This is a genomic window from Paraburkholderia sediminicola (assembly GCF_046027355.1).
Taxonomy (GTDB): Bacteria; Pseudomonadota; Gammaproteobacteria; order Burkholderiales; family Burkholderiaceae; genus Paraburkholderia; species Paraburkholderia sediminicola_B.
Window position 1 is genome coordinate 1 of the sequence record NZ_JAQQEK010000036.1, and the last position, 19,885, is coordinate 19,885.

The window sequence follows — 19,885 nt, forward strand, 5'->3', positions numbered from 1 at the left end:
CCGCACAGGGGCAACGCCAATAGACCACCATGAATTCAAGGAAAGGCCAACACCCCACCGGCCGCAACCAATCAAACAACCTTCAAACAACCTTCAAACAAGGCAAAAAAAATGCTGAAATCGATAACCCTAACCACACTACTAATAGCATCATCAATCTCATCAAACGCACAAACCCTCTGGACAACAGACCACTACATCCCACTAGAAAAAGTCCAAAACACCCGCGACCTGGGCGGAATAAAAACCTTCGACAACCGTCGCATAACCCCAAACCGCTTATACCGCAGCGGCAACCCCTCCTCCGCCAGTGCAGCAGACATCGCCAATCTGAAAGCCATGCACCTGGACGTAATAATCGACTTCCGCTCAGCGAGCGAAAAGAAACCAGCAGAACAGGCTTTCGCAGCCCAATTCCCCTGGCAAGCCGACCCGGTACTAGCCGGCAACCTCGCACCAGAATCCATCATCCCGATGTTGAAACAATCAACACCCGCGCAGATGCGCACCTTCATGATCTCCCTCTACCGCCAATTCCCAGAAAAATACCAACCCCAATTCACCCGCTTCCTGAAGCTCGCCGAAGACAACCGCACCATCCTCTACCACTGCACCGCAGGTAAAGACCGCACCGGATTCGCCACCGTCCTGCTGCTGTCCGCGCTTGGCGTCGACCGCGCCACCACCATCGCCAACTATCTGGAATCGAACCACTACAACGCCGCCGCCAACGCGCAAGCCACCGCACAATTGCAAAAGATCGGCGTCGCGCCCGACGTATTGGCACCGTTGCTCGCCGTCGATCCGGACTACATCGGCGCGGCCATGCAAGTCATCGATCAGCAATACGGCGGCATGCAGCATTACCTCGTCGATATCCTGCACGTCAACGTCGGAAAGATCCGCGCGAACTATCTCGGCGCGCCTGAACAGCCATCGTGAATCATCTGGCCACGCCATAAAAAACAAGGGCGGTGCACGCACCGCCCTCGAAACATCGCTCAGCCTTCGAATACATGCCGTAACGGCGGCGGCTTCCCGCTCTCGCGCACCTTGATCTCCACCACCTTCCTCGCGGTGCTCGACGGACGCACGTCCGCGGCGTCGAGATAGAACTGCGAATACCAGTCGCGCATCTGATACAACGGGCCATCGCATTCGCACAGCAGAGGATTGTCGATCCGCGTCTTGGTGTCCCAGATCGCGACGTCCTCGTAGAACGCGGCCTGCGCCTGCTTCGAATACGCGCGCGCAATCTCCATGTTCTGTTCCTCCGACAAGCCCGGCACCTTCTTCACCATCACGCCGTAACGCAACTCGAAGCTGTGCATGTCGATCGGCACGTGACAGTTCAGCAGGATCGAATGAATTGGATGGCCTCCGCTCTTCCCGGTCATCTCCGTGATGTGATACGCGGGCCCGAAGTACGTGGACAGCGCGATCAGTTCATCATCGCCGAGACGCTCGCTGCGGCCGACCAGCAGTTGCGTCGCCTTGTGTCCCTCGAACAGATTCGCGAAGTAATCGATCGGCGCGCCATGCACGGTCGCGAAGTGCGCCATGTCGGAGATGTTGTCGACCAGTTCGCGGCAATTCGCGCCAATCACCATGCGGTCGATCACCCAGTCCGACCACTCGTCGGAGAAGCAGGCGTCGATTCGCGGAATCGCTACTTCCTCGCCCGGCGGGTTGCCTTCAGGGTCGTGCCAGATGAACAGCAACTGGTTCTGCTCGCACGTCTGCCAGGTGCCGATCTTTGCCTTCGGTGGAATCCTCTTGCAATAGGGAATCGACTGGCAATTGCCATCGCCGCCCCATTGCCAGCCGTGAAACGGACAGACCAGCGTGTCGCCGTCGACGCGGCCGGTGCTCAGATCGGCGCCCATATGCGGGCAAAAGCCGTCGACCACATTGACGCGACCATGCGAGTCCATGAAGGCGGCGAGACGCTGGCCGAAGATATTCAGCGTGTGCGGCTGGCCGTCCTTGTATTCGCTTGCGAGACCGAGGCAATGCCAGCCGCGCGCATAGCGCTGCACGAGCGGCTGCGCTTCAATTTTGTAGGGACGTGCGGACATCTCTTCTCTCCTCCGATGAAAAAGGGCGGCGCTGCCAGGCCGCCGCCGTCATAGGTATGGTTGGAAAAGCGCGCGAATTTGCGCGCTCACACCTGACGATAGACGCCGCCCACGCTTCGTTCATCGTCTCGACGGACTAGGTATCGCAGCTAGTCCTAACGCGCCGAATTACCGTGTTCCAGCGTGGCCGGCTGCGCGGTTTTTGTGGACATGGCAGCGCCGTGCAGCGCCGCGGCCGCCGGCACGACAGCAGGCGGCGCGGCGCTCACGCCGCCAGCACGCCGTTCCACGCGTTCGACACCGAGCCACGCCGCGAGCGCCGGCAGCAGAAATACCGCACCGAAGAGGTTCACGAGGAACATGAAGGCGAGCAACACGCCCATATCCACCTGGAACTTCAGCGCGGAAAACGCCCACGTTCCCACGCCGATGAACATCGTCACCGCCGTGAACAAGGCCGCCGTGCCGCGCTGACGCATGGCGGCCGCGAATGCGTCGGGCAGGCTCGCGCCGCCGCGCAGTTCGTGCTGCAAGCGTTCGTACAGATAGATGCCGTAATCGACCCCGACGCCGACGCCAAGCGTAATCACAGGCAAGGTCGCCACCTTCAGACCGATGCCGAGCCACGCCATCACCGCATTGCACAGAATCGACACCACCGTCAGCGGCACGACGATGCACAACACCGCGCGCCACGAACGGAACGTCACGACGCACAGCAGCGCGATCGCGCCGAAGATCGACAGCAGCATGGCCACTTCGGCATCGCCGACCGCCTCGTTGGTCGCCGCCATCACGCCGACGTTGCCGCCCGCGAGCCGGAACGCCACGTTCGGCGTGTGATCCTGCGCGGCCAGGCGTTTGATCTCATCGACGATATGCGCAATGGTCCTGCCCTCGTGATTCGTCGTGTAGATCAAGACCTGGATGACCAGGCAGTTTTCGGTGTTCATGCCGTTGTCGGGATCGAAGGCGTTGGCGCCTTGCGTGAGACCTTCGCTGGAACGTGGCAGCGCGCCCCAGCGCGGATTGCCTTCGTTGAACGCGGCAATCGAAATCTTTGCGAGCGAAGGCACGCTCACCACCGATTGCACACCCGCCACGCCGCGCATCTGCATTTCGAAGCGCTCGATCGCGCTCATCACCGGATAGTGCAAACAGGCGTCGTCGAAACCCGTGGTCTCGACGATCACCGAGAGTGCGTCGACGCCGATGTTGTACTCGCTCGTGATTCGCGCGTTGTCGAGGTTGTAGCGCGAAGTGGCGCGCAGCTCGGGCGCGCCGGAACCGATATCGCCGATCTGCAGATCACGCGACGCCTTCGCGCCGAAGGCGAGCAACACCAGCGCGACGATGAATACGCCGAGCGCCGGCACGGGCCGCGCAAACACCGCGAAACGCGTCCACAGCCGGCTGCCGCCCGCCGCCGCGCGGCGCTGCGCGCGCGCCAGCGTGGCCGTTTCGAGCCGCGTATACGACAGCAGAATCGGCAGAAACACCTTGTTGGTGACGATCATCAGCAGCACGCCAAGGCATGCCGTGACGCCCAGCTCGCGCACGATCTCGATCTGGATGCGCATGATCACCATGAAGCCCAGCGCATTCGTCAGCAAGGCCACGGTGCCCGGCACGAACAGTTTGCGGAACGCGTCGCGCGCGGCGTCGACGGGCGGCATGCCCGCCACCAGCGCCTGCTTCCACGCGTTCGTCATCTGCACGGCGTGTGACACGCCGATCGAGAAGATCAGGAACGGCACGAGTATCGACATCGGATCGATACCGAGCCCGAGAATCGGCAGCGCGCCGAGCAGCCACACCACCGGCAGCAACGCAACGAAGAGCGCGAGTGCCGTGGTTTTCGCGGAGCGCGTGTAGAGCAGCAGCAACGCAGCGGTGATCAGAAACGCCAGCGCGAAGAAACCGATCACGCCGCTAATGCCCGCCTCCACATCGCCGACAAGCTTCGCAAAGCCGATGATGTCGACCTCGACATCCTGCTTCGAGTAACGCGCGCGAATCTCGTCGAGTTGCCGCGCCACCGCGCTGTAGTCCAGATGCTTGCCGGTCGCCGGATCGGTCTCGCGCAACTCCGCGCGGATCAGCGCGGAATGCAGATCGTTGCCGACCAGCCGGCCGATTTGCCCGGAACGCGCGACGTTGCGGCGCACGGTGGCGAGATCGGCGGGATTCACGCTGCTGAACTGGCCGGGCACGACCACGTCGCCGCGAAAACCGGCTTCGGTCACTTCGGTGTAGCGCACATTCGGCGTGAACAGCGAGAACACGCGCGAGCGATTCACGCCGGGGATGAAGAACACGTCGTCGGTAGCGTCGCGCAGGTCATCCATGAACGCCTGGTTGTAGATGTCGCCGTGGCCCTTCCAGCGCAGGCTCACGAGTATCGTGTTCGCACCGGGAAAAGCGCTCGCGTAGCGATTGAACACCTGCATGTACGGATGCTGCATCGGGATCATCTTGTTGAACCCGGGGTCGAGCCGCAAACGCGTCGCGGAACAGCCCAACGCGACGGTCAGCGCGAGACAGAGCACGAGCAGGATGCGCCGGTGACGCATGATGGCGTCGGCACAACGTTCGACGAAGCGTGACAAACGCGACGACGAGCGGGACGAAGAAGGATGGGACGGAGCGTTCATGATGCGTCTCGCGGCAGGACTACGGGAAGCCCGCGAACGCGGCTAACGAACGGCCAGCGAACGCGCGGCAAAAGATCGGCGAACGATGAGAGGTGATTCAAGCCGCAGGGTCAGGAAGACGGCGCGCCGTTTGCGGCCTGAACGGCTCGCGGCGGCGCCGACACCGGCAATAGTGCGACGCCCGCCTCACCGCCTAACGCCAGTTCACCATGTCCGGCATCGACCACTGCGGCGAGACTCTGCACGCCGCCGACCTTGCGCACCGTATAGGTCAGACCGCCGTCGCGCGAGGTGACGATCGCGCCGCCCTGCCCGACCAGCACCAGTTCGCCGTCGGCCAGTTGCACCGCGCCGAAGTATGAGGTGCCGACACGGCTGTCCACATGCGTCCACGTGTCGCCCTGATCGGTGCTGCGCAGCACGTTGCCGCGCATGCCGTACGCGAGCCAGGTGCCGTCGGCCAGCTTCAGCACGCCGAACAGCGAGCCTTGATACGGCACGGGACGTTTCTCCCAGGTCGCACCGTAATCGGTGGAGCGCAGCAGCGTGCCGGTTTCGCCGGCGATCATCAGACAGCCGCTGGCGTCACCGGCAACCGCGTTCAGGTGACGGTCGTCGGCGGGTGTCTTCTGCTGGGTCCAGGTCATGCCGGCATCATGGGACACGAACAGTTGGCCGAAACTGCCGGTGACGAACACGAGGCCGTCCGCGTTGCCCCACACCGACAGCAGCGGATCCGAATGTTTGCGATCGAAGCGCACCTCGTTCCAGTGCGCGCCGCCGTCGACGGTGCGCACGATCCAGCCGTCGTGGCCAACCGCGATGCCGATGCGTGGCGAGATGAAAAACACCTGCGTGAGCGCCGACGCCTCATCAGGCATCACGGCGGCTTGCCGCCACGACGCGCCCGCGTCGCCGCTCAGCAGGATCACGCCGCGTTCGCCCACCGCGACGAGTCCCGTCCCGGCTTTGGCAAGCCCATTGATCTGCAGATGATTGGCTTCGATGGCCGTGGCCGCGAACGCCGGCACGGGCCGCGGCGAGAACGCGAACAACGCCGCGCCCAGCACGGCCGCCGAGAGCAGCAAACCAGGTAGTGTCGATTTCATGTTGTCTCCTGTCGACCAGAGTTGGCGCTTTAGCGCCTTACTCTGGTCCCATGCAGCCGCGGTCGACCAGAGTTGGCGCTTTAGCGCCTTACTCTGGTCCCATGCAGTCGCGGTCGACCAGAGTTGGCGCTTTAGCGCCTTACTCTGGTCCCATGCAAAGCTCCGAGCGCGATCTATGCCGCTGTTTCGAAGAGTGCCGCGGCACCCATGCCGCCGCCGATGCACATGGTCACGACCACGTAGCGCACCCCGCGCCGCCGCGCTTCGAGCAGACCGTGCATGGTCATGCGTGTGCCCGACATGCCGAACGGATGGCCGACTGCGATCGCGCCGCCATTCACATTCAGCCGCCCGGAAGGAATGCCCAATTGATCGCGGCAGTAGATCACCTGGCAGGCGAACGCCTCGTTCATTTCCCAGAGGCCGATGTCGTTCACCGTCAGCCGATGTCGCGCCAACAGCTTCGGCACCGCGAGCGCCGGGCCAATGCCCATTTCGTCGGCCTCGCAGCCGGCCACCGCCAGCCCACGGTAGATGCCGAGCGGCACGAGGCCGCGCCGCTGCGCTTGCGCCGCGCTCATCATCACCACGGCTGCCGCGCCGTCGGACAATTGCGACGCGTTGCCGGCCGTGATGAACTCGCCCTGTGCGACCGCTTCGCCGCCGCTCCACACCGGCTTCAGTGCAGCGAGGCTCTCCGCCGTGGTGTCGGCGCGATTGCATTCGTCGCGCGTGGCGCGTACGTTTTCACTGCCCGTCTGCCTGCCTTCCTTGTCGAACAGCGCGCGCTGCACGTCCAGCGGCACGATTTCTTCGTCGAAACGGCCCGCCGCCTGGGCCGCCGCCGTGCGCTGCTGACTCGTCAACGCGTACTCATCCTGGGCCGCGCGCGCAATCCGGTAACGGCGCGACACGATCTCCGCCGTTTCGATCATCGCCATGTACGCGGCGGGCTGATTCGCCAGCACGGCGTTCGAGCGGGCCCGATAGGCGTTCTTGTGTTTGTTCTGCGTGAGCGTGATCGATTCGACGCCGCCCGCGATCACGATCCGCGCGTCGCCGCACAGGATGTTCTGCGCCGCGGTCGCGATCGTCATCAGGCCCGATGAGCACATGCGGTCCATCGCCATGCCCGGCACCGAAGCGGGCAACCGCGCCGCCGCGGCCGAGAGCCGGCCGATGTTGTAGCCCTGGGTGCCCTGCTGCGCGGCGCAGCCCATCAGCACGTCGTCGATCTCGGCGCCGTCGAGCTGTGCGCGCTCCATCGCTGCCCGCACCACGTGGCCGCCTAACGCGGGCGCTTCGGTATCGTTGAACACGCCGCGATACGCTTTGCCGATCGGTGTGCGTGCAACCGACACGATGACCGCTTCGTTCATGAGCTATTTCCTCTACGGGTTTAATGCTTTCTACAGGTAGTAACGGCTGATCGTGTCGGCCACGCAACCCGGCTTGGACTCACCCTCGATTTCGACGCTCACGCGAATCCACGCTTGCACGCCGCCTTCGAACGCTTCGGCGCGCAATAACTCACCGACGCCGCGAAGGCGCGCGCCCACCGGCACCGGCGCGGGAAAACGGATTCTGTCGCAGCCGTAATTGACGCCGAGCCGCGCGCCGTCGATGCAAACGATCTGCGGCAAAAAGAAATTGACCAGCGAGAGCGTGAGGAAGCCGTGCGCGATGCACGCACCGAATGGACCGTCCTTTGCGCGTTCGGCGTCGACATGGACCCATTGATGATCCAGCGTCGCGTCGGCGAACTGGTCGATGCGGGTTTGATCGACCTGCAGCCATGCGCTTGCACCGAGTTGTTCGCCGGCAGCCGAGATCAACTCCTGCGGATGCGCAAAAACACGTGCTCCACGCCCCAAGGCATTCATTTCAGCCACGTCACGCTCCATCACGCATGCTGACTGCTGACCGACAGCACTTCGCCGGTCATATACGACGCGTAGTCGCTCGCCAGGAAGACCATCACGTTCGCCACCTCCCACACTTCGGCGGCGCGTCCGAATGCTTCACGCGACGCCAGTTGATCGAGCAGATCGGCCGAAGCCGACTTCTTCAGAAAATCGTGCAGCGCGATACTCGGCGCCACGGCGTTGATGCGTACGCCGTACGGCGCGGCTTCCAGCGCGGCGCAGCGCGTGAGCGCCATCACGCCGGCTTTCGCCGCGGCGTAGTGCGCCTGTTCGGCCTGCGCCCGCCAGCCGAGCACCGACGCGTTGTTGACGATCACGCCGTGCCCGCGCTGCTGCATGTGCGGCAACATCGCCCGCGTCATGCGGAAAGTGCCCGTGAGGCTAATGTCGATCACCCGCGACCATTCCGCATCGTCCATTTCGACGATGCGGCGCGCGCCGCCCAATCCGGCGTTGTTGATCAGCACATCGACGCCTTGCAGTTTCTCCTCGGCGTCGGCCACTAACGCGCGCACGTCGTCTTCGACGGAAACGTTGCTCAGACGCCCGTGGATCGCCTGCAAGCCGGTCTCGGCACGCAAGGTTTCGACCGCCTGCCCAAGCCGTCTCTCGTGGATGTCGGAGATAAAGAGCGCGCGGCAGCCTTCTTCCGCGCACCGCTTCGCGGCGGCAAAGCCGATCCCCACGCCGGCAGCGGCGGTGATCAGCACGGACTTGCCCGCCAGCAACCGATGGCCCGGCACATACGCCGGCGCACTGCGCACCGTTTGAGACTCGTTCATAGCGTTCCTCTGGGTTCCTTCGGCATGCCGAGCCCGCGCTCGGCCATGATGTTGAGCTGGATTTCGTTGCTGCCCGCGTAGATCGTGTCGGCACGCGAGAACAGGAAAACGCCTTGCAGACGGGTGCGCTTTTCGTCGTCGGCGGCGATCAGGTTGGCGTTGGGTCCAAGTACGTCCATCGCCAGTTGGCCCAGCTCGCGGTGCCAGTTCGACCAGTAGTACTTGTAGATCAGCGCTTCACGGCCCAATGCGCCGCCGGACGATTCGCCGCCGCCGGCCAGCATGCGCAGCGCGTTGTAGCGCATCACACGCAATCCGGCCCACGCCCGGGCAATGCGTTGCCGAATCACCGCGTCGTGCGCCACGCCCGCTTCGCGAGCGGCGTCGATCACCCATTCCAGTTCGCGGATGAACTGCATCTGCTGGCCGAGCGTGGACATGCCCCGTTCGAAACCGAGCAGGGTCATCGCGATGCGCCAGCCGTCGCCGGGCGCACCGACGAGGTCGTCGGCGGCGGCGAGTGCGCCGTCGAAAAACACTTCATTGAATTCGGCGCTGCCGTTCATCTGCCGGATCGGACGAATCTCGATGCCCGGTTGATCGAGCGGCATAAGCAGGAACGAGAGTCCGCGATTGCCGCGCGACTCCGGATCGGTTCGCGCGACAACGAAGATCCAGTCGGAGTCGTGCGCCAGCGATGTCCACACCTTCTGGCCGTACACACGCCAGTTTCCCTGGTCATCACGGACGGCGCGCGTGCGGATGTTCGCGAGGTCGGAGCCTGCGCCCGGTTCCGAGTAACCCTGACACCAGAACTGCGTGCCGTTCAGAATGCCGGGCAGGAAGCGCTTACGCTGATCTTCGGTGCCGCAGGCGATCAAGGTGGGTCCGAGTAAGCCTTCGCCGATATGACCCATTCGGCCCGGACCGCCGGCGCGCGCATATTCCTCGTGGAAGATCACCTGCTCGGCCACCGTGAACGCGCGGCCACCTTCGCTGGCTGCCCAGCCCAAGCCCGTCCACTTGCCCGTTGCCAACTCGCGCTCCCATTGCTTGCGCAGTGCCGGGTAGGCTTCTTCGTCGCCGGGACCGCCCCGGTACTTCAGACAGGCAAACTCGCCGCCCAAATGCGTGCGCATCCAGTCAGCGACTTCGACACGTAAGCGCTGGTATTGCATTTCGCTGCTCATCAAAGGACTCCTGCGAGCACGTTTTGCGCGTGATCGGCGTGCGCACGCACCGCCGCGTTCGAAGCGCGCTCGCCGCGATCCATCACGTGTTGCGCGATAAACGAAAGCATCTGCGAGGTCGTACCGAACATCGCGCCCGCTGCCTGCGCCCGCTTGAAATACAGTTGCGGGTCGTATTCCCAGGTAAAGCCCACGCCGCCGTGCAGTTGAATCGCTTCCTGCGCGCAGAAACGGAAAGCGTCGTTGGCGGCGGCTTTTGCGGCGGCGATGTCGGCGAGCGTGTCGTCGTGCTCAACCGAAGCGGCAGCCGCTCGATCCCACGCCTGCGCCGCGCCGAGCACCACCGAGCGGCTCGCTTCGATCTCGACCATCATTTGCGCGCAGCGGTGTTTAACGGCCTGGAACGAGGCGATCGCGCGGCCGAATTGCACGCGTTCCGCCGTGTAGGCGAGCGTGAGGTCCAGGCATTGCTGCGCGCCGCCCACCTGTTCGGCCGCGAGCGATAGTGCCGCGAACCAGGCGGTCCGCGAAAGCGCGCGTTCAGCGTGCCTGCCACGTGCGAGCAGGGCCGAGCGCGGCACTTCGACGGCACGCAGATCGAGCCGCGCTAACGGATGCGTTGCATCGAGCGTGACCAACGGCGTGCGCGTCAGGCCCGCGATGTCCGCGCCCCGCAACTCGAACAGCGCGACCGTCTGTGCTTCATTCGCGATGCGTGCCGGCACCAGCAGCAGATCGGCGCTCGCGCCGTCGACCACCTGCTCCAAAGTGCCCGACAGACGGTAGCCACCAGCGGTTTCTTCGGCGTATGGCAACGCGCTCCGTGCGTCGCCGAAATCGAAGCCCGCGGAAAGCGGCAGCGCAAGCGTCGCGCACGATTCGCCGCAAGCGATTCGCGCAAGCCGCTCGCGCGCCGCTTCGGTATCGCACTGCGCGAGTGCCGTCGCCGCCAGACAGACGGTGCCGAAGTAAGGCACGCAGGCCAGCCGCCGGCCCATCTGTTCCATCATCAGCACCAGCTCGGTCGCACCGAGACCCGCGCCGCCCGACGCTTCCGGCACCGTGAGCGCACACCAGCCCAGTTCGCCCGCGAGCGTGCGCCACAACGCATCGTCATGGCCCGCGCACTGTTCGATCGCATGCCGCACCGCCGCCGACGCGCTGCGCTCGGCCAGCACCCCGGCCGCCGCGTCGCGGATCATGATCTGTTCTTCGGAAAGAGCGAGATTCATCGCGTCAGCTTCCGTAGACCCGTTGCGCCGGTTCGCGCTGTGCGACAAGCGCCGCGACCGCGCCGCCGATCCCGGCGACATCCCAACGTGCGCCCTGATCGATTCGCGGCCCCGTGCGCCAGCCTTCGGCGACCGCGATCATGCCGCCGGCGGCCTCGAACACCTGCCCGGTGACATCGCGTGACTGCTCGCTGCCGAGCCACACCACGAGCGGCGCGACATTGGCGGGGTCGAAGTAGTCGAATCCGTCGGCGGGTTTTTTCATCATGTCGGCGAACACGCCCTCAGTCATCGACGTGCGCGCGGCGGGCGCCAGCGCATTCACGCGAATGCCGTAGCGTTGCAACTCCGCGGCCTGCATCAACGTGAGCGCCGCGATGGCCGCCTTCGCCGCGCCATAATTCGCCTGGCCAATCGAGCCTTGCAGACCGGCGCCGGAGCTCGTGTTGACGATTCGGGCGTCCACGGCGGCGCCCGCCTTGGACGCGTCGCGCCATTCGCGCGCGAGCAGTTGCGCGAGACAGAAGTGACCACGCAGATGCACGCGCATCACGTCGTCCCAATCGTCCTCGGTCAGGCTGGCGAACATCCGGTCGCGGCAGATGCCCGCGTTGTTCACCAGCACGTGAATGGCCCCGAACGCCTCATGCGCGGCGTCGACGATACGTTGCGCGGTATCCATGCGCGTAATGTCGTCCGCGTTGGCGAGCGCGCGTCCGCCCGCTCGCGCGATCTCGTCGCACACCGCTTGCGCGGCGTCGCGGCGAATATCGTTGACCACCACGGCCGCGCCTTCGGCGGCGAACGCCAACGCGTATTCGCGGCCCAGTCCACCTCCCGCGCCGGTGATGATCACGGTGCGGTCATTGCAGATTCCCATGCTTGATCCTCGTAGACAGTGTTGCGCTTACAGGCGCTCGATGATCGTGACGTTGGCGAGGCCGCCGCCTTCGCACATCGTTTGCAAGCCGTAACGGCCTCGCGTGCGTTCGAGTTCGTGCAGCAGGCTGGTCATCAGCCGCGCGCCGGTGGCGCCGAGCGGATGACCCAGCGCGATCGCGCCGCCGTTCGGGTTGGTGCGCTCGTGCGGATAGCGCGTTTCGGCGAGCCACGCCAACGCGACCGACGCGAACGCCTCGTTGAGTTCGACGGCGTCGATGTCGTCCAGCGTCAGGCCGGCCTTGCGCAACGCGTGACGGGTCGCGGGAATCGGCGCGGTGAGCATCCACAGCGGATCGTCGCCGAGCACGCTCAGGTGATGGATGCGCGCACGCGGCGTGAGACCGTAGCGTTTGAGCGCGTCTTCGGAGACGATCAGCAAGGCCGCTGCCGCATCGCAGGTCTGGCTGGATACGGCGGCCGTCAGCGCGCCGCCCGGCATCAACGGTTCGAGCGACGCCATCTTCGCGAGCGTGGTGTCCTTGCGCGGCGTTTCATCATGGACAACGCCCGCGAACGGCACGATCTCGCGCGCAAAATAGCCGCTCTCGATCGCAGCCAACGCGCGCCGGTGACTTTCGAGCGCGTACTGCTCCATGGCTTCACGCGACAGGTTCCAGTGATCCGCGATCCGCTGCGCCGCATGAAACTGCGATACCGGCGCATCGCCGAAACGCGCGCGCCAGCCGATGCTGCCCGAGAACGGATCCGTAAAGCCGAGCGGCACAGCCGCCGTCATCGCCGACGAAATCGGAATCTGCGTCATGGTCTGTACGCCACCGGCAACCACCACGTCCTGGGTGCCGCTCATCACTGCCTGGGCGGCGAAATGCACAGCCTGTTGCGATGAACCGCACTGACGGTCCACGGTTACGCCCGGCACCGTCAGCGGCAAGCCTGCGGCGAGCCAGCAGGTGCGGGCGATATTGCCCGCCAGCGGGCCGATCGTATCGACGCAGCCGAACACCACGTCGTCGTATTCATCGGCGGGAATCGCGTTGCGCGCGACCAGTTCCTTCAGGACGAAGCCGCCCAGGTCCGCCGCGTGCACCTGCGCGAGTCCGCCTTTGCGGCGTCCGGTCGGCGTACGCAACGCGTCCACGATATAAGCCTGTTTCATCAGGATTCCAGTTCGAAAGTATGGGCCGGGCCGATCGGCACACGCGCATCGATCAGCGCGGCGGCGACGCGGGCCTTGTGAAACGTCGTGTCGCCCCAACTGCTTGCGAGCGCCCAGATGCGCTTCATGAAAATCTGCAGATCCAGTTCCCACGTATAGCCGATCGCGCCGTGCACCTGCATCGCGTGGCGTGCGGCGAGCTGCGCTGCTGCGGTGGCGGCGAGCTTCGCGTGAGAGACGTACAGCGCGCGCTGTGGATCGTTATCGGCGATGGCCCGCGCCGCGCGATACACCACCGGCCGCGCGAACTCATAACGGATTGCGACGTCGGCGAGCAGATGCTTGAGCGCCTGATACGAGCCGATCGGCTTGCCGAACTGCTTGCGCTGCGCGCTGTAATCGATCGCCATGTCCAGCACGCGTTGAGTCAGGCCGAGCAGTTGTGCGGCGACGGCGAACGCGCCACGATCCAGCGCGCCGTCCAGAAGCGGCGCCGCTCGCTCGCGAGATGCCACACGCGTGTCCGCCGAAGCGTGCCAATCGACTTCGAACAGACGCCGCGACGGATCGACGCTCTCCACCGCATTCAGGTGGCACGTGTGCGGCGTGAGCCAGTGCAGTTCGCCGTCGCGCTCAGCAAGCAACACCTGCGCGACATGCGCGTCGCTGACATACGGGTTCACCGGATGCGCGATCGCCACACGCGCCGACCCCGCCGCGATATCGCGCAACAGCGCGTCACGGCGCTCGCTCGCCGGCAACGCTTCGAGCATGCCCACGGCCACCAGCGCGGTATCGAGCAACGGCTCGGGCGCGGCGAAATATCCATAGGTCTGCGCGAGCAGCGCCCACTCCACTTCGCCCAGACCCATGCCGTCGTGACTTTCCGGCACCGAGAGCGCCGTCAGTCCTTGCGCGGCGAACAGTTTCCAGATGCTGTCCGAGCGGCCCGTCGGCGTGCTCCACAACTCGCGGATCAGCTCGGGCGTCATCTCCGTCATGAGGAAACGCCTGACGCTACTCACCAGCGCTTCCTGATCCTCGTTGAATACGAAATCCATAGTTCCTCGCTCAATCGTTTAAGCGTCTGCACGCAGGCTCGCTGCGGCGTGTAACAACCGCATCACGAGCGCGGCATGCCCAGCATCCGTTCCGCGACGATGTTGCGCTGGATCTCGTTAGTGCCCGCATAGATCGGCCCGGCCTGCGCGAACAGAAAGCCGTCGAGCCAGTTGCCGAGCGCGGCGTGTTGCTCGCGCGTGCGCGGCACCACCTCGCCGCGCGCGCCGAGAATATCGAGTGCGGTCTGATGCATGCGCAGATCGAGTTCGGACCAGAACACCTTGTTGGTGCTCGACTCCGCGCCGATATGGCCGCCCTTCTGCAAGCGGCTGGCGCTCGCGTAGGTCGAGAGCGCGTAGGCCTGCGCATCCATCCATGCGTCGATCACGCGCTCGCGCAAGGCCGGGTCGCGATCGGCTTCGGCGCGATGGGCCAGATAGAGATCGCGCAGCGCCTCGGCCGTGCGTTGAAAGCGTGCCGGCGAGCGCAGCATCAGGCCGCGCTCGAAACCGGCCGTCGCCATCGCGACCTGCCAGCCCATGCCTTCGCCGGCGAGACGGTGGTCGAGCGGCACACGCACGTCGTCGAAGAAAATCTCCGCGAAACCGGTGTGGCCGTTCAACTGACGGATCGGCCGCACGGTGATGCTGGGCGTGTCGAGCGGCACCATCAGGAAGGTCAGGCCGTGATGACGCGTGGATTGCGGATCGCTGCGAAAAAGACCGAACAGCCAGTCGGCCCAGACGGCGCGCGTCGACCAGATCTTCTGGCCGTTGAGGATGTACTCGCCGCCCGTGCCGCCGTCGCTGCGAATCGCGCTCGCGCGGATCGCGGCCATATCCGAGCCCGCGTTCGGCTCGGACCAGCCTTGCGCCCACACATGTTCGCCGGCCGCCATCGCGGGCAGAAAACGCGCCTTCTGCTCTTCGGTGCCGAAGTCCATCAAGGTCGGGCCGAGCAGGAAGATGCCGTTCTGGTTCACTCGCATCGGCGCATCGGCGCGCCAGTATTCTTCTTCGAAGATCAGCCACTCGATCAGATCGCAACCGCGTCCGCCTAGCTCGCGCGGCCACGTCACCATGCTCCAGCGGCCCGAATGCAGCGTGCGCTCCCACGCGCGATGCGCGGCGAAACCCTCGGCGGTATCGAAACTCGGCAGCGTTTCGCGCGGCACGTGCTCGGCCAGCCAGCCGCGAATCTCCGCGCGAAACGCGCGCTGCGCGGGTGTGTAGTCGAGCTTCATGCGCGCGCTCCGGCCTGGCGTTGCGCGGCGTCGAACTGCGCATCGCGTTTCTCGACGAACGCCGAGCGCGCTTCGGCCGAGTCGTTCGTCAAATACGCCTGCAGCGTGAAGCCCTGCTCCCAGCGATATTTGTCTTCGAGGTCGCCGTCTTCCACGCCGTTCAGCGCTTCCTTGGCGAGTTGCAACATGGCCGGGCTTTTGGCAGCGATCTTGTGGGCCAGTTCCAACGCCGCGTCACGCAACTGCTCGCGTGGCACCACGCGTTCGACCGCGCCGAGACGATAGGCCTCGGCGGCGTCGACCATGTCGCCGGTGAAATACATCGCGCGCACTTTCTGCACGCCGAACATGCGGTGCAAATGCGCGCCGCCGCCCATCGCACCCCGGTCGATCTCGGGTACGCCGAAACGCGCGCATTCCGCCGCGACGATCACGTCCGCCGCGCCGCAGATGCCGATCCCACCGCCCAGCACGAAACCGTGCACGGCGACGATCACCGGCTTCGGATTGCGGTGCACGGCGCGAAAGGTCGCGTAGTTGCCGGCGTTGACCGCGACGATCCGCTCCGGATGCGCGGCCAATTCCTTGATGTCGACGCCCGCACAAAAACCGCGCCCCGCGGCGCGCAGCACGATCACGTGCACGCTGTCGTCGCGGCCGAGCGCCTCGATCGCGTCGGCGAGCGCTTGCCAGCCGTGCGCATCGAGTGCATTGACCGGCGGCTGATCGATCACCAACTCGCCGATGCCGCCTTCGCGTTCGATCCTGAACGGCAGCGAGCGGACGCTGTCGAGGGCTTGTGTCATGTCTGTCGTCCCTGATGAATGTTGTGGATGTGCTTCATCGGCTCACGCGTGAACCGGGATACCGCGCATCGCGGCCAGTGCATCGAGCCGCGCCACCGCTTCGCCGACGATGCGCGCAATCAGGCTCTCGCACGGTTCGAGCGCGCCGATCACGGCGGCCACCTGGCCGCTCGGCAAGACGCCTTCGTCCGGCGCACCGTCGACGATCGCGCGCTGGATCAGAAACGGCGCGTTGGCCGCCATTAGCGTCTGGCTCGCGGTGTAGTTGTGATCGCGCAAGGCCTTGAGACCGAGCGACGCCATCTGCGTGAGACTCATGCCGCTCTGGCGGCGCCACGCTTCAGCGGTCTTTAAAGCGAAGAGCGTGCGGCGCAACGGACCGAAGGCTTCGAGTCGCAATAGATACGGGTTGTCGATCATGCGTTGCGGCAAGCCGTCGAGCGCGGCCGAGACGCGGATATGCGACGGGTCGTCGACCGCGACGTAGCGTTCGAGCGTCGCGCGCGGCACGGGCGACTCTTCGGTCATCAGAAAGCGCGTGCCCATTGCGATGCCCGCCGCGCCATAGCCGAGCGCGGCGGCAAGGCCGCGTCCGTCGAAGAAGCCGCCTGCGGCGATCACCGGCACGTTCACCGCATCCAGCACGCGCGGCAATAGCAATGTGGTCGGCATCGAGCCGGTGTGGCCGCCGCCTTCCGCGCCCTGCACCGTGACCGCATCGGCGCCGAGTTCGACGGCTTTCTGCGCATGCTTCGGCGCGCCTACGGTCGGAATGCACATCACGCCCGCGTCCTTGAAACGGCGGATGGTCTTCGCGTCGGGACCGCGCCCGTAACTCACGGCGCGCAGCTTGTGACGAATCGCCAGATCGACGACCTGCGCCGCGTTCGGCTGGAACATATGGAAGTTGATGCCAAAGGGCCGGTCCGTCAGTTCCTTCACGCGCAGAATCTCCGCTTCCACGCGGCCGGCTTCGAGCGTCGCGCCGGCGAGAAAACCGAAACCGCCCGCATTGCAGGTGGCCGCCACCAGGCGGGCATCGGCGACCCAACCCATCGCCGTCTGCACGATCGGGTAGCGGCAACCGAGCAGATCGCACAGCGGCGTATGCAGGGCCGCGCTCATGCAGCCTCTCCTGTTGCCGCGGCGTTGCCGGCGTTGGCGGGCGTTGCGCGTTGCGAGTCGGCCATCTTGCGGGCATCGTAACCGCCGAGCCGGTCGCCGCTGATCAATTCGTTGTGCGCGTGGGCGAAGTGATGCCATGCGAATGCCGCGTCCATCGCCGCGCGCTTGCCTTGCAGTTCTTCGACGTGATTCACGGCCTGCTTGGTCAGCGTCAAGCCGAGCCTCGGCATGCGCGCGATCTTCGCGGCGATCTCCGTGACGGTGTCCTGCAAGCGCTCGCGCGGCACGACACGGTTCACCATGCCCATCTGATAGGCGCGCGCGGCATCCATGCGTTCGCCGAGAAACAGAAACTCCTTGGCGATGCGCGGATTCAACTCGTACGCATGCGCGAAATATTCGACGCCGGGAATCCCCATTCGCACGACCGGATCGGAGAAGAACGCGTCGTCCGCAGCGACGATCAGATCGCACACCCACGCCAGCATCAAACCACCGGCCACGCAAGCGCCCTGCACCATCGCAATGGTCGGCTTTGGCAGATCGCGCCAGCGGCGACACATGCCGAGATAGACCTCCTGCTCGCGGGCGTAGAGAAACTCGCCGCCTTCCTTGCCGACATGGTCGTACCAGAGCGAGGCCCGCTCGAACGATTGATCGATGTCGCGGCCCGGCGTGCCGATGTCGTGACCCGCCGAGAAGTGCTTGCCCGCGCCGCCCAGTACGATGACCTTCACGGCGTCGTCGTTCGATGCGCGTTTGAACGCCGCGTCGAGCGCGTAAGTCATTTTCGAGTTCTGCGCGTTGTGATACTCGGGGCGGTTCATCGTGATGGTCGCGATGCCGTCGCGCACGCGATACTCGACGACCCGCTCATCGGCTTCCATTCCGGCCGTGGATGCTTGATTCGACATGACGTCCCTCACACGCGGCGCGGCGCCGGGTTGTTGCGCACGACGCTCGCGCGCAGATTGTGCGGATCGAGCGCGCGTACGATGCGCAGATCGTCTTCTGTCGGCGGCGGCGTGACTTGTATCTCCGGATGCGCGAACAGAGCAAAACCGGTGGCGTCCTGCACTTCATCGAAACTCACGCCCGGATGCAGCGAGCGCACCCGTACCGCATGATCCGGGCCGCCGAAGTCCATCACGCACAGATCGGTGACGATGCTGCGCAGATCCGTGAAAGCGCGCATGCCTGGAATCTCGCGGGCCGGGTTGTAGCCCACGCTGCACACCATATCCACTTCGTCGGCCACGAACGTCCGCTTGCCATGGCCGCTCACGAAAAACGAATTCGCGTGATTGATGCTGTTGCCCGGAAAGCCGCGCGCGCCGAGCAGTTGTGTCTTCGGCTTTGCGTAGTCATCGCCGAGCCACGAAATGTTGGCCTGGCCGAAACGGTCTATCTGCGTCGGCATCACCAGCGCGTGGCGTTTGCCGTGCCAGACGCAATCGAACACGCGCTCGTAGGTCATCAGGCCCGACGCCTCGACGCGGTAGCCCGCTTCGCGCGGCCCGAGCGGCACCGGGCTTTCGACCAGATAGGCCTCGCCGTCGGTGAGCATCAAACCGGCGTTATAGGCAAGGCGTGCGAGACCCGCGGCGAGGCGCGGACCGGTGCCGATGCCGGTCGCCAGCACTTCGCCGTCGTCGCGCCAGACGCGCGCCGCGGCGGTGATCATGAGTTCGGCGAGAGAATAATCGAGAGAGTCGCTCATCTGCGCTCCATTACAGAATCGGCAACGGCAACGCCGCCACATGGGACCGGCCGCCTGCGCGTTGCAGGTAGCCGGCTTCGTCGGTGCCTACCATGTCGTGCAGATAAGCCGATGTTTGCGCCTCGCCCTCGGCGCTCGCGCAATACGCCTTCAGGTGCGGCAGATCCCAGCCATAAGCCGGCGCGCACGATGTCGGATGCGCGCCGCACGGCGCATGGACCACGCCGGTCACGAGCGAGCGTTCGAAGGTATTGCGGCGCGCGAGATCGAGGTCGCTGCTGGCGAGCGAGTCGACAATCGTCTCGCTGCTGACGAAACACTTCGCCGCCGCACGCGCGAACCAGGCATCGAAGAACGGATCGGGACCGTCGATGCGCGTGTTGCCCATCCGGTCCGCCGCGTTCACGTGCAGCAGCGCGGCGTCGAGTTCGATGGCGGGCATCGCGAGCAGCGTCTCGCCGCCGTAAGGCGACTCGACCGTGCGCAAATGTGGCGCGTGCTTGAGCAGATCGGTGCCGAGGCCGACACGCGTGGGCAGAAACGGCAAGCGCGCGGCTGCGGCACGCAAGCCGAGTTGCAACATGCCCTCGTCGAGTTCCCATACGTCGAGCGCGCCGGCTTCGCGCGCCCGGCGAAAATGCGGCTCGAGCGGAATCACGTCGAGCGAGACGAAGCCGAACACCACCTTGCGGACCTTGCCCGCCGCGCACAGCAGGCCGACATCCGGGCCACCGTACGCGACCACCGTGAGATCCTTCAGATCCGAGCGGACGATTTCGCGCACCAGCGCCATCGGCTTGCGGCGCGGACCCCAGCCGCCGATGCCGATCGTCATGCCGTCGGCGAGTTGCGCGACCACGTCGCGCGCACTGAGTTGTTTGTCGAGTGTTTTCATATCGG

General features: G+C 65.2%; 18 protein-coding genes. 1 reads left to right on the plus strand and 17 read right to left on the minus strand.

Annotated features, from left to right (window positions below; translation table 11 throughout):
* Positions 1 to 111: 111 nt before the first annotated feature.
* Positions 112 to 942, plus strand: a complete 831-nt coding sequence (locus PQR42_RS37815) for a tyrosine-protein phosphatase (protein ID WP_408390911.1) — start codon at positions 112 to 114, stop codon at positions 940 to 942.
* A 59-nt stretch (positions 943 to 1,001) separates the two neighbouring features.
* Here the strand turns inward: PQR42_RS37815 and PQR42_RS37820 are convergent, their stop codons facing one another.
* The 17 genes from PQR42_RS37820 to PQR42_RS37900 form a co-directional block, all read right to left on the minus strand.
* On the minus strand, positions 1,002 to 2,078 hold the full coding sequence (locus tag PQR42_RS37820; RefSeq protein ID WP_408390913.1) for a 3-ketosteroid-9-alpha-monooxygenase, oxygenase component: 1,077 nt from the start codon (positions 2,076 to 2,078) through the stop codon (positions 1,002 to 1,004).
* A 155-nt stretch (positions 2,079 to 2,233) separates the two neighbouring features.
* Complete coding sequence (locus PQR42_RS37825; protein WP_408390915.1) at positions 2,234 to 4,732, minus strand: efflux RND transporter permease subunit; 2,499 nt, start codon at positions 4,730 to 4,732, stop codon at positions 2,234 to 2,236.
* A 110-nt stretch (positions 4,733 to 4,842) separates the two neighbouring features.
* Positions 4,843 to 5,841 carry a WD40/YVTN/BNR-like repeat-containing protein gene (locus PQR42_RS37830; RefSeq protein WP_408390917.1) on the minus strand — a complete coding sequence of 333 codons (999 nt, stop codon included), beginning with the start codon at positions 5,839 to 5,841 and terminating at the stop codon, positions 4,843 to 4,845.
* 173 nt (positions 5,842 to 6,014) lie between these two features.
* Positions 6,015 to 7,220 (minus strand): acetyl-CoA C-acyltransferase, encoded by a 1,206-nt coding sequence (locus PQR42_RS37835; protein ID WP_408390920.1) that lies wholly within the window; start codon positions 7,218 to 7,220, stop codon positions 6,015 to 6,017.
* 30 nt (positions 7,221 to 7,250) lie between these two features.
* Complete coding sequence (locus PQR42_RS37840) at positions 7,251 to 7,724, minus strand: MaoC family dehydratase (protein ID WP_408213119.1); 474 nt, start codon at positions 7,722 to 7,724, stop codon at positions 7,251 to 7,253.
* Between the two features lie 20 nt (positions 7,725 to 7,744).
* The gene (locus tag PQR42_RS37845; RefSeq protein ID WP_408390922.1) at positions 7,745 to 8,548 is read right to left on the minus strand and encodes an SDR family oxidoreductase; all 804 of its coding nucleotides are present in this window, start codon (positions 8,546 to 8,548) and stop codon (positions 7,745 to 7,747) included.
* The gene (locus tag PQR42_RS37850; RefSeq protein WP_408390925.1) at positions 8,545 to 9,738 is read right to left on the minus strand and encodes an acyl-CoA dehydrogenase family protein; all 1,194 of its coding nucleotides are present in this window, start codon (positions 9,736 to 9,738) and stop codon (positions 8,545 to 8,547) included. Before PQR42_RS37850 ends, PQR42_RS37845 begins: the two co-directional genes overlap by 4 nt.
* On the minus strand, positions 9,738 to 10,970 hold the full coding sequence (locus PQR42_RS37855) for an acyl-CoA dehydrogenase family protein (protein WP_408390927.1): 1,233 nt from the start codon (positions 10,968 to 10,970) through the stop codon (positions 9,738 to 9,740). Before PQR42_RS37855 ends, PQR42_RS37850 begins: the two co-directional genes overlap by 1 nt.
* A 4-nt stretch (positions 10,971 to 10,974) precedes the next feature.
* Positions 10,975 to 11,850 carry an SDR family oxidoreductase gene (locus PQR42_RS37860; protein ID WP_408390929.1) on the minus strand — a complete coding sequence of 292 codons (876 nt, stop codon included), beginning with the start codon at positions 11,848 to 11,850 and terminating at the stop codon, positions 10,975 to 10,977.
* Positions 11,851 to 11,877: 27 nt separating this feature from the next.
* Complete coding sequence (locus PQR42_RS37865; protein ID WP_408390931.1) at positions 11,878 to 13,029, minus strand: acetyl-CoA C-acetyltransferase; 1,152 nt, start codon at positions 13,027 to 13,029, stop codon at positions 11,878 to 11,880.
* Positions 13,029 to 14,090 carry an acyl-CoA dehydrogenase family protein gene (locus tag PQR42_RS37870; RefSeq protein WP_408390933.1) on the minus strand — a complete coding sequence of 354 codons (1,062 nt, stop codon included), beginning with the start codon at positions 14,088 to 14,090 and terminating at the stop codon, positions 13,029 to 13,031. The genes PQR42_RS37865 and PQR42_RS37870 overlap by 1 nt, the downstream gene beginning before the upstream one ends.
* Positions 14,091 to 14,152: 62 nt before the next feature.
* Positions 14,153 to 15,334: an acyl-CoA dehydrogenase family protein gene (locus PQR42_RS37875; protein ID WP_408390935.1), complete on the minus strand. Its 1,182-nt coding sequence runs from the start codon at positions 15,332 to 15,334 to the stop codon at positions 14,153 to 14,155.
* Positions 15,331 to 16,140, minus strand: a complete 810-nt coding sequence (locus PQR42_RS37880; RefSeq protein ID WP_408390937.1) for an enoyl-CoA hydratase family protein — start codon at positions 16,138 to 16,140, stop codon at positions 15,331 to 15,333. The genes PQR42_RS37875 and PQR42_RS37880 overlap by 4 nt, the downstream gene beginning before the upstream one ends.
* A 42-nt stretch (positions 16,141 to 16,182) precedes the next feature.
* Complete coding sequence (locus PQR42_RS37885) at positions 16,183 to 17,265, minus strand: NAD(P)H-dependent flavin oxidoreductase (protein WP_408390939.1); 1,083 nt, start codon at positions 17,263 to 17,265, stop codon at positions 16,183 to 16,185.
* The gene (locus tag PQR42_RS37890) at positions 17,262 to 18,179 is read right to left on the minus strand and encodes an enoyl-CoA hydratase (protein WP_408390941.1); all 918 of its coding nucleotides are present in this window, start codon (positions 18,177 to 18,179) and stop codon (positions 17,262 to 17,264) included. Before PQR42_RS37890 ends, PQR42_RS37885 begins: the two co-directional genes overlap by 4 nt.
* An 8-nt stretch (positions 18,180 to 18,187) precedes the next feature.
* A complete protein-coding gene (locus PQR42_RS37895) occupies positions 18,188 to 18,985 on the minus strand; it encodes a CoA-transferase subunit beta (RefSeq protein WP_408212947.1) in 798 nt (265 codons plus the stop codon).
* 10 nt (positions 18,986 to 18,995) lie between these two features.
* Positions 18,996 to 19,880 (minus strand): CoA transferase subunit A, encoded by an 885-nt coding sequence (locus PQR42_RS37900; RefSeq protein WP_408390943.1) that lies wholly within the window; start codon positions 19,878 to 19,880, stop codon positions 18,996 to 18,998.
* Positions 19,881 to 19,885 lie beyond the last annotated feature (5 nt).